This is a genomic window from Aromatoleum sp. (genome assembly GCF_036675785.1).
Classification (GTDB): domain Bacteria; phylum Pseudomonadota; class Gammaproteobacteria; order Burkholderiales; family Rhodocyclaceae; genus Aromatoleum.
In genome coordinates this window covers 1-14,670 of sequence record NZ_JAKFEF010000075.1, presented here as the reverse complement: position 1 = coordinate 14,670, position 14,670 = coordinate 1, and the positions used below count along the sequence as shown (strand labels likewise).

At 65.2% G+C, this 14,670-nt stretch carries 15 protein-coding genes and 1 pseudogene; 8 read left to right on the top strand and 8 right to left on the bottom strand.

The window, feature by feature from the left end:
* Positions 1 to 198: 198 nt before the first annotated feature.
* The 3 genes from rraA to clpS all read right to left on the bottom strand — a co-directional run bounded on the left by rraA (position 199) and on the right by clpS (position 3,414).
* Positions 199 to 678, bottom strand: a complete 480-nt coding sequence (gene rraA / locus V6M37_RS16200) for a ribonuclease E activity regulator RraA (protein WP_332675045.1) — start codon at positions 676 to 678, stop codon at positions 199 to 201.
* 151 nt (positions 679 to 829) lie between these two features.
* Complete coding sequence (gene clpA, locus V6M37_RS16195) at positions 830 to 3,103, bottom strand: ATP-dependent Clp protease ATP-binding subunit ClpA (protein WP_332675044.1); 2,274 nt, start codon at positions 3,101 to 3,103, stop codon at positions 830 to 832.
* Between the two features lie 2 nt (positions 3,104 to 3,105).
* Complete coding sequence (gene clpS, locus V6M37_RS16190) at positions 3,106 to 3,414, bottom strand: ATP-dependent Clp protease adapter ClpS (RefSeq protein WP_332675042.1); 309 nt, start codon at positions 3,412 to 3,414, stop codon at positions 3,106 to 3,108.
* Positions 3,415 to 3,809: 395 nt separating this feature from the next.
* On the opposite strand from clpS, the gene V6M37_RS16185 reads away from it, so the two are divergent.
* The gene (locus V6M37_RS16185) at positions 3,810 to 4,013 is read left to right on the top strand and encodes a cold-shock protein (protein ID WP_011238349.1); all 204 of its coding nucleotides are present in this window, start codon (positions 3,810 to 3,812) and stop codon (positions 4,011 to 4,013) included.
* A 131-nt stretch (positions 4,014 to 4,144) separates the two neighbouring features.
* Here the strand turns inward: V6M37_RS16185 and rpmG are convergent, their stop codons facing one another.
* The 3 genes from rpmG to V6M37_RS16170 all read right to left on the bottom strand — a co-directional run bounded on the left by rpmG (position 4,145) and on the right by V6M37_RS16170 (position 6,389).
* Positions 4,145 to 4,312, bottom strand: coding sequence for a 50S ribosomal protein L33 (rpmG, locus tag V6M37_RS16180; protein ID WP_312662714.1), 168 nt, complete (start codon positions 4,310 to 4,312; stop codon positions 4,145 to 4,147).
* Between the two features lie 41 nt (positions 4,313 to 4,353).
* Positions 4,354 to 4,590 carry a 50S ribosomal protein L28 gene (gene rpmB / locus V6M37_RS16175; RefSeq protein ID WP_011238351.1) on the bottom strand — a complete coding sequence of 79 codons (237 nt, stop codon included), beginning with the start codon at positions 4,588 to 4,590 and terminating at the stop codon, positions 4,354 to 4,356.
* A gap of 83 nt (positions 4,591 to 4,673) precedes the next feature.
* Entirely contained in the window at positions 4,674 to 6,389 is a 1,716-nt protein-coding gene (locus tag V6M37_RS16170; protein WP_332675036.1) for a SulP family inorganic anion transporter, read from the bottom strand.
* A gap of 249 nt (positions 6,390 to 6,638) precedes the next feature.
* Here V6M37_RS16170 and V6M37_RS16165 point away from each other — a divergent pair, with 249 nt between their 5' ends.
* Genes V6M37_RS16165 through glcF form a run of 5 tightly spaced genes read left to right on the top strand, consistent with a single transcriptional unit; the run spans position 6,639 to position 11,382 of the window.
* A complete protein-coding gene (locus tag V6M37_RS16165; protein WP_332675034.1) occupies positions 6,639 to 7,394 on the top strand; it encodes a FadR/GntR family transcriptional regulator in 756 nt (251 codons plus the stop codon).
* On the top strand, positions 7,391 to 8,902 hold the full coding sequence (locus V6M37_RS16160) for an FAD-linked oxidase C-terminal domain-containing protein (RefSeq protein WP_332675032.1): 1,512 nt from the start codon (positions 7,391 to 7,393) through the stop codon (positions 8,900 to 8,902). Before V6M37_RS16165 ends, V6M37_RS16160 begins: the two co-directional genes overlap by 4 nt.
* Positions 8,902 to 9,060, top strand: coding sequence for a hypothetical protein (locus tag V6M37_RS16155; protein ID WP_332675030.1), 159 nt, complete (start codon positions 8,902 to 8,904; stop codon positions 9,058 to 9,060). Before V6M37_RS16160 ends, V6M37_RS16155 begins: the two co-directional genes overlap by 1 nt.
* Positions 9,057 to 10,136, top strand: a complete 1,080-nt coding sequence (gene glcE / locus V6M37_RS16150) for a glycolate oxidase subunit GlcE (protein WP_332675028.1) — start codon at positions 9,057 to 9,059, stop codon at positions 10,134 to 10,136. Before V6M37_RS16155 ends, glcE begins: the two co-directional genes overlap by 4 nt.
* A gap of 1 nt (position 10,137) precedes the next feature.
* Positions 10,138 to 11,382, top strand: a complete 1,245-nt coding sequence (gene glcF, locus V6M37_RS16145) for a glycolate oxidase subunit GlcF (protein ID WP_332675026.1) — start codon at positions 10,138 to 10,140, stop codon at positions 11,380 to 11,382.
* Positions 11,383 to 11,525: 143 nt separating this feature from the next.
* Here glcF and V6M37_RS16140 read toward each other — a convergent pair whose 3' ends face one another.
* Positions 11,526 to 11,912 (bottom strand): MaoC family dehydratase, encoded by a 387-nt coding sequence (locus V6M37_RS16140; RefSeq protein WP_332675024.1) that lies wholly within the window; start codon positions 11,910 to 11,912, stop codon positions 11,526 to 11,528.
* Between the two features lie 192 nt (positions 11,913 to 12,104).
* On the opposite strand from V6M37_RS16140, the gene V6M37_RS16135 reads away from it, so the two are divergent.
* Positions 12,105 to 12,881, top strand: a complete 777-nt coding sequence (locus tag V6M37_RS16135) for a PP2C family protein-serine/threonine phosphatase (protein WP_332675022.1) — start codon at positions 12,105 to 12,107, stop codon at positions 12,879 to 12,881.
* Here the strand turns inward: V6M37_RS16135 and corA are convergent.
* On the bottom strand, positions 12,876 to 13,973 hold the full coding sequence (corA, locus tag V6M37_RS16130; RefSeq protein WP_332675021.1) for a magnesium/cobalt transporter CorA: 1,098 nt from the start codon (positions 13,971 to 13,973) through the stop codon (positions 12,876 to 12,878). The two genes, V6M37_RS16135 and corA, sit on opposite strands and share 6 nt — an antisense overlap.
* A 268-nt stretch (positions 13,974 to 14,241) precedes the next feature.
* On the opposite strand from corA, the pseudogene V6M37_RS16125 reads away from it, so the two are divergent.
* Positions 14,242 to 14,670, top strand: a pseudogene (locus V6M37_RS16125) (NAD(P)(+) transhydrogenase (Re/Si-specific) subunit alpha); the annotation flags it as partial.

Sequence of the window (14,670 nt, the reverse complement as noted above, 5' to 3'; positions counted from 1 at the left end):
CAATAAGTCTTATATAAGATATAAGAAATTATTTTTCCCAACTGGTTCAGAGGTTTGCAAACCGCATTTCACATTGCAAGACGACGATCAGCGTCGTGAAATAAGCCGGTGCTGCGATGCGTCATCGAACCGTCTGTGAGCCCGGCTTCCGCGGGGCCGCGGCTCTCCCCCGCTGAGGGCGGAGGCCGCCGGAACCGGTCAGAATAGCGACGAGTCCGAAACGATGACTCCGTCTTCATCGGCGTAGACATATTGCCCCGGTGCGAAGGTGACGCCCCCGAAGCTGACCGCGATGTCGCGGTCCCCGGCGCCCTTCTTGATGCTCTTCTTTGGATGGGTGCCGAGCGCGAACACGCCGAGATCCATCGCGCCGATGGCCTTCGCGTCCCGGATGCAGCCGTACACGATGACGCCGGCCCAGCCGTTCTTTACACCGAGCAGCGCCAGCTGATCCCCAACCAGTGCGCAGCGCGTCGAACCGCCGCCATCGACGACCAGCACCCGGCCTTCGCCGGCGCCTTCGAGCTCGGCGCGGACGAGCGAGTTGTCCTCGAACACCTTCAGTGTCGCGATCGCCCCGCCGAAAGCGGGGCGGCCGCCGAATCTGCGGAACATCGGCTCGACGACACGCACGCGCTCTTCATGGCTGTCGCAAAGGTCGGCGGTGTGAATTTCCATGCTTGTTTCCTCCTGTGAATGATGGGCGAGTGGGGACGGCCCTTCTCCTTGCTCGGGCCGGTCCGAAAGCTCATGACGATAAGGTGATTCGGCGAACAAAAAAAGGGCGGCCCGCAGGCCGCCCCTTCGTCCAGGCTGTTTTCCGCTCGCGTCAGACGGTTTCGGCTTCCAGCTGATCGAACTTCAGCCTGACCTTGCCATCGTCGTCGAGGTCGATCGTGACCTTGCCACCGTTCGCCAGTCGACCGAACAGCAACTCGTCGGCGAGCGCCGAGCGGATCGTGTCCTGGATCAGCCGCGCCATCGGCCGCGCGCCCATCAGCGGGTCGAAGCCTTCGCCGGCGAGCCACGCCTTCAGTTCGTCGGTGAAGTGCGCCTCGACCTTCTTCTCGTGCAGTTGCGCTTCGAGCTGCATCAGGAACTTGTCGACGACTCGCAGGATGATCTCGTTGTCGAGCGGCTTGAACGAGATCGTCGCATCGAGACGGTTGCGGAACTCCGGCGAGAACATCCGCTTGATCTCCGCCATCTCGTCGCCGGTCTCGCGCTTCGCCGAGAAACCCATCACCGCCTTCTGCATCGTCTCCGCGCCCGCGTTCGTCGTCATGATGACGATGACGTTGCGGAAATCAGCCTGGCGGCCGTTGTTGTCGGTGAGCGAGCCGTGGTCCATGACCTGCAGCAGGATGTTGAAAATATCCGGATGCGCTTTCTCGATCTCGTCGAGCAGCAGCACGCAATGCGGCTTCTTCGTAATCGCTTCGGTCAAGAGGCCGCCCTGGTCGAATCCGACGTAGCCCGGAGGCGCACCAATGAGCCGGCTCACCGCGTGACGCTCCATGTACTCCGACATGTCGAAGCGCACGAGTTCGATGCCCATCGTGAAGGCGAGCTGCCGTGCGACCTCCGTCTTGCCGACGCCGGTCGGTCCCGAGAACAGGAAGCTGCCGATCGGTTTCGCGGGATTGCCGAGGCCGGAGCGCGACATCTTGATGGCCTTCGCGAGCGCGCCGATCGCGGCTTCCTGGCCGAACACGACGTTCTTCAGGTCGCGTTCGAGGTTCTTCAGCGCGGCCTTGTCGTCGCTCGAAACGGTCCGCGGCGGGATGCGGGCGATCTTCGCGACGATGTCCTCGATTTCACCCTTGCCGATCAGCTTGCGCTGCTTGGACTTCGGGAGAACGCGCTGGGCTGCGCCAGCCTCGTCGATGACATCGATCGCCTTATCGGGCAGGTGGCGGTCGTTGATGTAGCGCGCGGACAACTCAGCCGCCGACGAGAGGGCCGCGGACGAATACTTGACGTTGTGATGTTCCTCGAAGCGGCTCTTGAGTCCCTTCAGGATTTCGACGGTTTCGGCGACGGACGGCTCCGACACATCGACCTTCTGGAAGCGCCGCGACAGCGCGTGGTCCTTTTCGAAGATCTGGCGGAATTCCGAATAGGTCGTCGCGCCGATGCATTTCAACTGGCCGGACGACAGGGCCGGCTTCAGCAGGTTCGACGCGTCGAGCGTGCCGCCGGAAGCGGCGCCTGCGCCGATCAGCGTATGGATCTCGTCGATGAACAGGATCGCGTTGTGCGTCTCGCGCAACTGCTTCAGCACGGCCTTGAGCCGCTGTTCGAAGTCGCCCCGGTACTTGGTGCCGGCAAGGAGGGCGCCCATGTCGAGCGCGTAGACCTGCGCTCCTTCGAGAATCTCGGGAATCCGCCCCTCGATGATGCGGCGCGCGAGACCTTCGGCGATTGCCGTTTTGCCGACGCCGGCTTCGCCGACGAGCAGCGGATTGTTCTTGCGCCGACGGCATAGCGTCTGGATGACGCGTTCGAGTTCGCGTTCGCGCCCAATCAGGGGGTCGATCTTGCCGACCAGCGCCTGCTGGTTGAGATTCTGCGTGTAGTTTTCGAGCGCGCCGCCGGATTGCGCGGCCTCGGGCTCCTGTTCGCCCTGCTCCGATTCGCTCCGGTTCGGTGCGCTCGTGCCCTGCTGGGGCGTTTTCGCGATGCCGTGCGAGATGAAGTTGACGACGTCGAGGCGGGTGATGTTCTGCCGCTGGAGGAAGTACACCGCGTGCGAGTCCTTCTCGCCGAAGATCGCGACCAGGACGTTTGCCCCGGTGACTTCCTTCTTTCCCGACGACTGGACGTGCAGGATGGCACGCTGGATCACGCGCTGGAAGCCGAGCGTCGGCTGAGTGTCGATCTCGTTCGTGCCTTCGACGCGCGGGGTGTGCTCATTGATGAAGGTCGTCAGCTCGCGACGCAGTTCATCCACGTTGGCGGCGCAGGCGCGCAAGACTTCGGCGGCGGAAGGGTTGTCGAGCAGCGCGAGCAGCAGATGTTCGACGGTGATGAACTCATGCCGCTTCTGCCGCGCTTCGACGAACGCCATGTGCAGACTGACTTCAAGTTCTTGCGCGATCATTCTCAGTTTTCCTCCATCACGCAGGCCAGCGGATGCTGGTGCTGCCGGGCAAACGACACGACCTGTTCGACTTTTGTCGCGGCAACGTCTTTCGGGAAGACGCCGCATACTCCCATGCCTTCTCTGTGCACTTGGAGCATTACCCTCGTTGCCCGTTCGCGGTCCATTCCAAAAAATTTCTGCAGCACGACTATGACGAAATCCATCGGCGTGAAGTCGTCGTTGAGCAGAAGCACTTTGTACAGCGGCGGTGGCTTGGTACGTGCGTGCTCGGCTTCGATGAGAAATTCGTCCTGCTTTTGCGTGGCCATGCAAATCATTCTAATGAAGTCGAAGCAGAGTGCAACACGGCCGGTGACAGCTCGAATCTGGGGACGGAGCAGTCGAAAAACAAGACTGCCGTTATTGCGATGCAAGAAAGGTTCCCGGGACCGATTTCCTTTCGCGGCCGAGGCGAGCGGAAGCGCCGATTAATATTGATCCCGAATTTGTTGCAACGCGAAAAAAGGACATTCAAGAAACTGTTGACGCTCCCGGAGCAAATGCGTAAAAGCAAAACGGTGCGACGTGGAAAGTTCAACGCGCCGGAACCACCTGCCTCCGCCACGGACATGGCCGGCCGGTCGATGACGGTCGCGTTTTGCTGCGAGCACTGAAGGGGAGTTTTCCCCGTATTGTCAGAGAAAATTTGAAGGATTAAGGCAACATGGCAACTGGCACCGTTAAGTGGTTCAACGACTCCAAGGGCTTCGGCTTCATTACTCCGGATGATGGCAGCGAAGATCTCTTCGCCCATTTTTCGGCGATCAACATGAACGGGTTCAAGACGCTGAAGGAAGGCGAAAAGGTTTCCTTCGAAGTCACTCAGGGCCCGAAGGGCAAGCAGGCCTCCAACATCCAGAAGGCCTGATGTCCTGACTCGGAGCGCCGTTTCGCTCGAGCGGGACGGGCTTCAGAAACAAAGAGGCCGCCGGAGCAATCCGGCGGCCTCTTTCGTCTGGAAGTCGCGTCCACGTGACGGGCGTCAGCCCGCGAGCGGAATCACTTCAGCTTGATTTCCTTGTACAGCACGTGCTTGCGCACGACCGGGTCGTACTTCTTGAACTCGAGCTTGGTCGGGGTGGTGCGCTTGTTCTTCGAGGTCGTGTAGAAGTGACCGGTACCTGCGGTCGACTCCAGCTTGATTTTTTCGCGGGCGCCTTTGGCCATGTGACTCTCCGTGCAGTTGCTTCAGTTGCGTGGCAAGACGCTCAGACCTTCTCGCCGCGGGCGCGAAGTTCGGAAACGACCACGTCGATGCCCTTCTTGTCGATCGTGCGCAGAGCGGCATTGGATACGCGCAGGCGGATCCAGCGGTTCTCGGATTCGCTCCAGAACCGGCGATTTTGCAGGTTCGGCAGGAAACGACGCTTGGTCTTGTTGTTCGCGTGGGAAACGTTGTTTCCCACCATCGGTGCTTTACCGGTCACTTGGCAGACGCGAGCCATATGATGCTCCAGGGATTCGGGATTTCGGAAAACCTCGGATGCTATCGCAGAAGAGTGCGTCCGCGCAAGAAAGCAATGCAAATTCAGTCCTTCGCCGTCGCCGCTTGCGCTTCCATTGCTGCGAGCAAGGCTTCGAGCGCATGCCGCTCCGTGCGGTACGTCGCGTGCGGTCCGATCCGGCTCCACGCCTCGGTCCGCTGCATGACGTCGAGAACCTGCTTCTTGGCTCCGCAGAATGCGAGCGTGACGTTCATGCCGCGAAAGCGATCGAGCAGCGCGGACACCGTGTGCATCCCGGTCGCGTCGATCGTGTTGATGCCCGACGCGGAGACGAGCACGGCCGACACGTGAGGCTGGGCCTCGGTCGCCGCGATGACGGCCCGCTCGAAAGCGGCAGCGGTCACGAAGGTCAGGGGACTGTCGAAACGCAGGATCACGACGCGGGGATCGGGGTGGTCGAGTCCGAACCGCGCGAGATCGCGGTATGTGCCGTCGGGATGCAGCCCGAGGAGCGCGGTGCGCGGGCGCATGTCGCGGTACAGCATCAGTGCGAGCGACAGCAGCAGCCCGGTGAGAATCCCGTTCTGGATGTTTGGCGCGAACACGAGGGTGCTGACGAAGGTCAGCGTCGAGGCGAGCCCGTCGTCGCGTCCGATTCGCCACGCGCGGATGAGGGCATGGAAGTCCGGCAGGCTCGCGACGACAAGCAGGATGATCGCGCCGAGGACCGGCCGAGGCAGATGCCGCAGCAGCGGAGTGAGATAAAGCAGCGTGACGACCACGACGCCCGCAGCGACCAATGCAGACATCCCGGTTTTTGCCCCGGTCGCGTAATTGAGGCCCGAGCGCGAGAAGGAGGCGCTCACCGGAAAGGCGCCGCTCGCCGCCGAGGCGATCTTCGCGAGGCCTTGGCCGATCAGTTCCTGGTTCTGGTTCCAGTGATTTCCCGTTCGGCCGGAGATCAGCTTCGCGCTCGACGCCGCTTCCATGAAGCTGACCAGTGCGATGACGAAGGCCGCCGGGAGGAGGGCGACGGCGGCGCTCCAGTCGACTTCGGGAACACCCGGAACCGGAAGCCCCGCCGGAATCGTCCCGACGACCTTGCCGCCGTGCTCCGCGTAGCCCGTCGCGGCGGAAATCGCGGTTGCGACGACGACGACGATCAGCACGGCCGGGAGCTTCGGGAAAAAGCGCTTGGCGAGGATCAGCGCCAGCAACGCGCCGCCGCCGAACAGCGCCGACGGCAGGTGCAGCGCGTGGAGGTTGCGCACCGCTTGCGCGAAGTCGACGAGAAAGTGCGTCGTCTGCGGCATCGAAAGGCCCAGTACGGATGGAACCTGCGACAGGCCGATGATCAGTGCGGCGGCGTTGATAAAGCCGGTCAGAACCGGATGGGACAGCAGGTTCAGCAGCCAGCCGGTGCGCAACGCGCCGAGGGCGAACTGGATGAGGCCCGACATCAGCGCGAGCAGGATCGCGAGCGACAGGAACTCAGGCGTCTCCGCAGGTGCGATCGTGAGCAGGCTCGCGCCGCTCAGCAGCGCGGTCAGCGCGGCGGGACCGGTCGAGAGCTGGCCGCAGGAGCCGAACAGCGCGGCAACGATCGTTGGCAGCAGCGCCGCGTAAAGGCCGACGTGCGTCGGCAGCGACGCGAGCTGCGCGTAGGCCAGCGATTGCGGAATCATCACCAGCGCGACGGTGACGCCCGCAATCGTGTCGCCCCGCCAGGACGCGGCTGACCATTGCCGATGCCATCCGAGAAAGGGCAGCAGTCGCTCGAGGCGCGGGAGCAGTGCCATGGAAACGGGGAGTTCTCGCGGGTGCGGCGGGAAGCGGATAGTAACAAACCGGCTGCGGGCGCAGGCTTGACGCGCTCGCGACTGCGGTCGAATTCGCCGGGCGTTCCCATCTTCGGTCCCGCCCCCTTCGCCAAGTGAGCCGCTCGGTGCGTGCGCGGCCTCGCACTGTCCTCGACGCACATCTGGAGGCTGACAACCGTGCTCGACGACGTTAATATCCGAAATGTTGTCAGACAACAGTTTTGAGACATGAACCCACCCCCGACGGCCAAGCGCGTCTCGCGGCTCAGTGACGAAATCACCCTGCAACTCGAGCGCTGGATCACCGAGCAACAGCTATCGAGCGGTACGCAGTTGCCGACCGAGAAGGTGCTCTGCGAGCGGTTCGGAGTGAGTCGCGCGGTGATCCGCGAGGCGATCTCGCGATTGAAGGCCGACGGCTGCGTGACGACCCGCCAGGGCTCCGGCGCCTTTGTCGCCGCGAGGCCCGGGCAGGGCAGTTTCCGGCTGGTGCGCGGTCTGGAGCATTCGCCGCCGATTCTGTCGGACGAAATGTCGGACATCTTCGAACTGCGCTACCTCGTCGAGACGGGCGCGGCGGAGCGCGCGGCGCTGCGCCGGACCGCAAAAGACCTCGATCGGATGCGCGACGTGCTCGGACGGATGCAGGACGCGCTGGCGGCGCAAGCCGACGCAGTCGGCGACGACGACGCGTTTCATGTCGCGATCGCCGCCGCGACGCACAACTCGCAGATCGAGCGCTTTCAGGCGTTCATGGGCGGGCAGTTCTCGGATTCGCGCGCGCCGACCTGGAGCAGCGACGGTCACCGCAGCGGGCGGGCGCGAGAAGCCCAGGCCGAGCATGTCAGGATTTTCGAGGCAATCAGCCGCGGCAACGCGGGCGCGGCGCGACGCGCCGCGGAAGCGCATCTGGTGAGCGCGGCCCGCCGTCTCGGACTGGATCCGCTGCGTTGGGGCGGCGACAAAACGGAGAGTACGCGATGAACAGGGATACCGAGGCGCTTGCGCCGGGCGAGCGCGACGCGGATTTCTCCGGCGTCGACAAGGCGGCGCTCGTCGAAGCGCTGGCCCGGGTGCTGCCGGCCGGCGCGCTGATGTACGATCCGGAGGACCTGCGCCCGTACGAATGCGACGGCCTGACCGCTTACCGCCAGCTGCCGCTGATCGTCGCGCTGCCGACGACCGAGGAGCACGTCGTCGCGGTGCTGCGAACGTGTCACGCGATGGGCGTGCCGGTCGTCGCGCGCGGCGCCGGCACCGGTCTGTCGGGCGGTGCGTTGCCCCATGCGCATGGCGTCGTGCTGTCGCTCGCGCGCTTCAGCCGCATCCTGCATCTGGACCCGCACGCGCGCACCGCGGTCGTGCAGCCTGGCGTGCGCAACCTTGCGATCTCCGAGGCCGCCGCGCCCTACAACCTCTATTACGCGCCGGACCCGTCGTCGCAGATCGCGTGCACGATCGGCGGCAACGTCGCCGAGAACTCGGGCGGCGTGCATTGCCTGAAGTACGGCCTGACGGTGCATAACGTGCTGCGCGTGCGCGGCGTGACGATCGAAGGCGACGTCGTCGAGATCGGCAACCACGGTCTCGACGCGCCGGGCTACGACCTGCTCGCGCTGATCAATGGTTCCGAGGGCATGCTCGCGGTGACGACCGAAGTCACCGTGAAGCTGACGCCGAAGCCGCAACTCGCGCAGTGCGTGCTCGCCGCGTTCGACGACGTCATCCGCGCGGGCGATGCGGTGGCCGAGATCATTGCCGCCGGCATCATCCCGGCGGGGCTCGAGATGATGGACCAGCCGGCGACCGCGGCGGTCGAGCAGTTCGTCCACGCCGGCTATCCGCTCGACGCGAAGGCGATCCTGCTGTGCGAGTCGGACGGCACGCCGGAGGAAGTCGCCGAAGAGATCGCGCGGGTGCGCACGGTGCTCGAAGCGGCCGGCGCGACCGAGATCCGCGTGTCGCGCGACGAGACCGAACGGGTGAAATTCTGGGCCGGGCGCAAGGCGGCCTTCCCGGCCGCGGGGCGCATCTCGCCCGACTACTACTGCATGGACGGCACGATCCCGAGAAAGCGCCTCGGCGAGATGCTCGAAGCGATCCAGTCGATGGAAGGCCAGTACGGCCTGCGCTGCATCAACGTGTTCCACGCCGGTGACGGCAACCTTCATCCGCTGATCCTGTTCGATGCGAACCGGCCGGGCGAGCTCGAACGGGCCGAGGCCTTCGGCGCCGAGATCCTCGAACTGTCGGTCGCGCTCGGCGGGACGATCACCGGTGAGCACGGCGTCGGGATCGAAAAGATCAACCAGATGTGCAGCCAGTTCTCGCGGCCCGAGATCGCGACCTTCTTCCGGGTGAAGGCGGCGTTCGATCCCGCCGGCCTGCTGAACCCGGGCAAGGCGATCCCGACGCTGAACCGCTGCGCCGAATACGGCCGCGAGCGCGTGAGCGCCGGCCATGTTCCGTATCCGGACATTCCGCGTTTCTGATGGACAAGGGCTCGATCCAGTTTTTGCTGGTGGCGGTGCCCGTGCTGTCGCTGGTGGGCTCGTGGCTCGCGTTGAAGGCGGTCGGCGACCGGCGCGCGCGCAGGTCGGACGAACGACAGGTGCAGGACGGCGCAAAGGACAAGGCGAAGGACGAATGAGCGATTCGATCGAACAGTGGCGGGAGCGCGTGCGCGCGGCGGCCGCCGCGGATGCTCCGCTGAATCTGCGCGGCGGCGGCACGAAGGCTTTCTACGGGCGCATGCCGGTCGGCGCCGTGCTCGATACGCGGGCTCATCGGGGCGTCGTGAACTACGAGCCGACGGAGCTCGTCGTCACCGTCCGCGCGGGCACGCCGCTCGCGGAGCTCGAGGCGCTGCTTGCCGAGCGCAACCAGGTGCTCGCGTTCGAGCCGCCCCATTTCGGCGAAGGCGCGACGGTCGGGGGCTGCGTCGCGGCGGGGCTGTCGGGGCCGCGCCGCGCGACCGCGGGCGCCGTGCGGGATTTCGTGCTCGGCGTGAAGATTCTCGACGGACGCGGCGAAGTGCTGTCGTTCGGCGGCGAGGTGATGAAGAACGTTGCCGGCTACGACGTGTCACGGGTGATCGCCGGCAGTCTCGGTACGCTCGGGCTGATCCTCGACGTGTCGCTGAAGGTGCTGCCGCGCCCCGTCGCCGAGACGACGCTGCGTTTCGAACTGAACGAGGCGGATGCGATCTCCCGTCTCAACGACTGGGCCGCTCAACCGCTGCCGCTGTCGGCATCCGCGTGGCATGACGGGACGTTGACGCTGCGCCTGTCGGGTGCGGAGACCGCGGTGCGTGCGGCGGAGCGCAGACTTGGCGGCGCGGCGCTGCCGGCGCCCGTCGCCGACGCGTTCTGGCGGGGCGTGCGCGAGCAGGACAATGAGTTCTTCGCGCCGGTTGCCACGGGTGCCGAAGACGTCCTGTGGCGTCTGTCGCTGCCCAGCTCGGCGGCGCCGCTCAAGTTGGCCGGGCCGCAGTTCATCGAATGGGGCGGGGCGCTGCGCTGGCTGCATTGCGACGCGCCGGCCGCGAGCATTCGCGAGCGCGTCGCGAGCCTCGGCGGTCATGCGACGGCGTTCCGCGGCGGCGACGGCGACGGCGAGATCTTCCAGCCGCTGCCGGCGCCGCTGATGGCGATCCACCGGCGCCTGAAGGCCGCGTTCGATCCGGCCGGCATCTTCAACCCGGGCCGCCTCTACCAGGGACTCTGACATGCAGACCCAGCTTGCCGATTTCATCAAGGACACTGCGGAAGGGCGCGAAGCCGAGGCCATCCTTCGCAATTGCGTGCATTGCGGCTTCTGTACCGCGACGTGTCCGACCTATCAACTGCTCGGCGACGAGCTCGACGGTCCGCGCGGACGCATCTATCTGATCAAGCAACTGCTCGAGGGGCACGACGTCTCCGAGAAGACGCAACTGCACCTCGACCGGTGCCTGACATGCCGCTCGTGCGAGACGACCTGCCCGTCCGGCGTGCATTACAGTCGCCTCGCCGACATCGGCCGGAACATCATCGAGCAGCGCGTGCCGCGGACCGGTGCGGAGCGGGCGAAGCGCTGGGCGCTGCGCGAACTGGTGCCGCGCGCCGGCGTGTTCGGGGCGGCGATGAAGGCGGGGCGCGCCGTTCGCCCGCTGCTGCCGAATGCGCTGCAGGAAAAGGTGCCCGACGTGCGGCGGGCGGGGCCGTGGCCGGCGGCGCGTCATTCGCGCCGGATGATTGCGCTTGCCGGCTGCGTGCAGCCGTCGATGGCGCCGTCGATCAACGCCGCCGCCGCGCGCGTGCTCGACGCGCTCGGGATTTCGCTCGTCGAGCAGCCGGGGGCGGGCTGCTGCGGCGCGGTGCGCTATCACCTCCACGACCAGGAAGGCGGCCGTGCGGATGCGCGGCGCAACGTCGACGCGTGGTGGCCGGCCGTCGAGCGCGGCGAAGTCGAAGCGATGGTGATGACGGCGTCGGGTTGCGGCGTGCAGGTCAAGGACTACGGCCATCTGCTCGCGCAGGACCCGGCCTATGCCGAAAAGGCGACGCGGATCGCGGCGCTCACGCGCGATATCAGCGAAATCGTCGCCGCCGAGGCCGACCGACTCGAAGCGCAACTGCTGAAGCGCCGTGGGGAGCGTCGGCGCGTCGCGTTCCAGTCGCCGTGCACGCTGCAGCACGGGCTGAAGATCCGCGGCGTCGTCGAGCGCCTGCTCGCCGCCGCGGGATACGAGCTCGCGCCGGTGCGCGACGGCCATCTATGCTGCGGCTCGGCCGGGACGTATTCGTTGCTCCAGCCGGAACTCTCGCATCAGCTGCGCGAAAACAAGCTCGCGGCGCTCGGCGAGGGCGGGGCGACGTTGATCGCATCGGCCAACATCGGCTGCATGACGCACCTGCAGGCGGGGACGGCGACGCCGGTCCGGCACTGGGTCGAACTCGTCGATTGCCGGCTGAACGGGTTCCCGCTCTGACGCGACGCCAGCCTGCAGCCCGAGCGTTCCCTACGCACGCGTCTTCCGCTTCGGCTTTCGCAGTCGCCAGCCGGACTTGGGCACCGGTCCGGCAGCTACGGCGGGCCGCTCGCCTGACACGCCCGCGTCGCTTCGCGGGTCTTTCAGTCGCGCGGATTATTCGCGACCAGCATTTTCGCCTCCGCCTCGGCAACTTTCGTCCCGTCCTGGTTCGTGCACACTCCGGACAGGCTGACGATGCCGCCGTCGTGCTTTGGCTTGTCCTGCCGGTCGGTCACGGTCCAGACGATCCTTAGCGTGTCGCCCGCCCGCACCGGCGCGGTGAAGCGCGAAGTGTGCTCGATATAGGCGATGGCCGTCCCGTGGAAGACCATGCCCAACTGCGCGGCCATGAACGACGTCGTGATGTAGCCGTGCGCGATGCGGCTGCCGTAGCGGCTTCGCGCCGCGACCTGCTGATCGACGTGAAGCGGATTTAAGTCGCCGAAGAGACCTGCGCCGAGGACGAGGTGCGTCTCCGTGATGGTCATCGAAGTCTCGAAACAGTCTCCAGTGTTGACTTCGTCATAGCCGCGTCCCGGGTGCATAACTATCTCCTTGGTAATAGAGAGCGAATGGGTGCGTGACGGAATTCACGCCACGTTAAGTAACAAAATGGCATCCCTGCGCCATGACGTCATCACCGTCGGTATGATGGCCGCCACTCGAATTCAGTCGTTTCCATGCCGCTTTTCGTCGAAACCTGCGTCGCGCGCCATGCCGGGGACCGCCACGAGCAGCAGGACCGCGCCGCCGTATTCGCGCACCCGTCGCAACGCGGGGCGATGATGGCCGTTCTCGCCGACGGCATGGGAGGGCACAGCGGCGGCGCGCTCGCGGCCGAAGAGGTAGTGCTCCAGGCAAAACGGAGTTTCGCAACATACGCACCCGAGAGGGAGACTCCCGCACAACTTCTCGAAGGCATCATCGGCGAAGCGCACCAGTCGATCCGCACGGCGCGCTTCGCCACCGACCAGGAACCGCACAGCACCGCGGTCGCGCTCGTGCTCCAGCCGAATCGCATCAGCTGGATTCACTGCGGCGATTCCCGTCTGTATCACTTTCGGGATAGCCGCACAGTGAGCCGCAGCCAGGACCACTCGTTGGTTGCGGAGCTGCAGCGCCGCGGACGCCTGGATGAAGCGGGCGCCCGTTTTCATCCGCGCCGGCACGTGCTGCTGTCCTGCCTCGGCAGCGAGCATCCGCCGCAGACGGAACTCGGAGCGGCCGTTCGCCCGACTGCGGGCGACTGCTTCCTGCTCTGCTCGGATGGGCTGTGGGCGCACTTTCCCGACGAGGAACTTGCGCAGACGGTCGCGTCGCTCCCCGCCCGAGCCGCTGCGGAGAAGCTCGTAAACAGCGCGCGCAAGCGGGCCGCGGGCGCCGGCGACAACATCTCCCTCGTCATCATCAGGCTGAACGACGCGGAAACGGCGGGCGCGGCGCGCACTCTGTCATAAACGCAGCCAGTTGCGTCGCCAGAAGACCGCCGCCATCACGAGGGCGACGCCTCCCATCAGGCCGATCGCGGTGTAGAAGCCGTTGTGCCGCTCGATGAGCGGCATCCAGTCGAAATTCATGCCGAAGATGCCGGTGATCAACGTGGTCGGCAGGAACAACGTCGTCAGCACGGTCAGGATGCGCACCTCGACGTTGAGGCGGTTGCTGACCGACGACAGATAGATATCCATCAGGTCGCTGAGAAGCTCCCGCACCGCGTCCAGCGTTTCGACGACGTGGATGGTGTGATCGTGGATGTCGCGCAGATAGAGCCGCGTCTCGTCACTGAAAAACTTGCTCTCTCCGCGGATGAGACCATTTAGCACCTCTCGCAGCGGCCAGATCGCCCGGCGCAGCAAATGGGTGTCGTGCTTGACGAGGTTGATGGTCTTCAGCAGCGCCGGGGTGGGGCTCGCGAGTGCGTCGTCTTCGAGATCCTCAGCGGTGTCTCCCAACCGATCGACGACGACGAAATACTGGTCGACGATCGCATCGAGCAGCATGTAGGCGAGATAGTCGGTGCCGTGCCGCAGCAGCGGCGATTGCGGCGACCTCAGTCGCTCGCGGACCGGCGCGAACCGGCCGCTGTGGCGCTCCTGGAAGGTCAGGACGAAGTTCTCGCCGAGCACGATGCTGACCTGGTCGGAGGTCAGCGCGCGGCTCTCCGCGTCGTATTCGAAGACCCGCGCGACGCAGTACAGATAGCCGCCGTAATCCTCGATCTTCGGGCGCTGATGCGTATTGAGGATGTCCTCGAGCACGAGCGGATGCAGGTGGAAGCGGCGGCCGATTTCCCCGAGGATTTCCGGGTCCTGCAGACCGTACACGTTCAGCCATAGCCTCGCGCGGGTGCGGCGGTATTGCCGCGACTCGGCGATGCTCGCGAAGCTGCGCTCCTCGATTCCTCTTTCGTCATACGCGATCAGGGAAATCTGCGGATGTTCGGTCTTCACGTCGCCGACATGCACGAGCGTGCCGGGCGGCAGCCCGGCTTTCGCAGGGGTCAGCGACTTCGCTTTGCGGCGTTTGCTGCCGGGGCGTTTCGTAGCCATGTGGTGCATCGCAAAAAAATGAGGTTGCGTCCGGGCCGGGTATCAGTATTATCCCCTATGCGCTGCATTTCGCCGATCAGGTGGGAAGCAACAAATTGACATAAGAACGATAGGGTGACGGCGCAATTACCCGTAGGTTTATGTGGATCAGGGGGAGGGCCGATGCTCGGATCCCGGGTAGCGCGCCTTCGCGCCATCCGGTATCGGGCGTCTGCCGATGGTGATCCATCCGGATTTCCTAACACCAACCAGTCAGGGAGAATGGCCAATGCCTCTGTTGATCGGAGTGCCTGCGGAGACCGTTCCGGGCGAGCGACGCTTGTCGATCGTTCCGGACGTGGTCAAGCGATACCTCGGCCTTGGCGCGCAAGTGATGATGGAGTCTGGCGCCGGCCAGCCCGCGCACTACCGCGACGAGAGCTTTTCGGACGTGAAGATGGCGTCGTCGGGCGATGAAGTCGTGTCGGCCGCCGACGTCGTCTTCTGTGTACAGCCGCTGTCCCCGGAACGGATTGCTGCAATGCGGGAAGGCACGGTGCTGATCGGCCTGCTGCAGCCGTGGTCCGATGCCGAACGCGTGAAGCTGCTGATGGACAAGCGCATCACCGCGTTCGCGATGGAACTGCTGCCGCGGATCTCGCGCGCGCAGAGCATGGACGTGCTGTCGTCGCAAGGCGCGGTGTCCGGCTACGAATGC

Bases quoted from the DNA above. Each gene is read 5' to 3' on its own strand.
- V6M37_RS16185 (WP_011238349.1), top strand. From the start codon at position 3,810: ATGGCAACTGGCACCGTTAAGTGGTTCAACGACTCCAAGGGCTTCGGC.
- glcE (WP_332675028.1), top strand. From the start codon at position 9,057: ATGAGCGATTCGATCGAACAGTGGCGGGAGCGCGTGCGCGCGGCGGCC.
- rpmB (WP_011238351.1), bottom strand. From the start codon at position 4,590: ATGGCTCGCGTCTGCCAAGTGACCGGTAAAGCACCGATGGTGGGAAAC.
- V6M37_RS16170 (WP_332675036.1), bottom strand. From the start codon at position 6,389: ATGGCACTGCTCCCGCGCCTCGAGCGACTGCTGCCCTTTCTCGGATGG.
- V6M37_RS16140 (WP_332675024.1), bottom strand. From the start codon at position 11,912: ATGACCATCACGGAGACGCACCTCGTCCTCGGCGCAGGTCTCTTCGGC.
- clpS (WP_332675042.1), bottom strand. From the start codon at position 3,414: ATGGCCACGCAAAAGCAGGACGAATTTCTCATCGAAGCCGAGCACGCA.
- corA (WP_332675021.1), bottom strand. From the start codon at position 13,973: ATGGCTACGAAACGCCCCGGCAGCAAACGCCGCAAAGCGAAGTCGCTG.
- clpA (WP_332675044.1), bottom strand. From the start codon at position 3,103: ATGATCGCGCAAGAACTTGAAGTCAGTCTGCACATGGCGTTCGTCGAA.
- V6M37_RS16155 (WP_332675030.1), top strand. From the start codon at position 8,902: ATGGACAAGGGCTCGATCCAGTTTTTGCTGGTGGCGGTGCCCGTGCTG.
- rraA (WP_332675045.1), bottom strand. From the start codon at position 678: ATGGAAATTCACACCGCCGACCTTTGCGACAGCCATGAAGAGCGCGTG.
- V6M37_RS16135 (WP_332675022.1), top strand. From the start codon at position 12,105: ATGCCGCTTTTCGTCGAAACCTGCGTCGCGCGCCATGCCGGGGACCGC.
- V6M37_RS16165 (WP_332675034.1), top strand. From the start codon at position 6,639: ATGAACCCACCCCCGACGGCCAAGCGCGTCTCGCGGCTCAGTGACGAA.
- glcF (WP_332675026.1), top strand. From the start codon at position 10,138: ATGCAGACCCAGCTTGCCGATTTCATCAAGGACACTGCGGAAGGGCGC.
- rpmG (WP_312662714.1), bottom strand. From the start codon at position 4,312: ATGGCCAAAGGCGCCCGCGAAAAAATCAAGCTGGAGTCGACCGCAGGT.
- V6M37_RS16160 (WP_332675032.1), top strand. From the start codon at position 7,391: ATGAACAGGGATACCGAGGCGCTTGCGCCGGGCGAGCGCGACGCGGAT.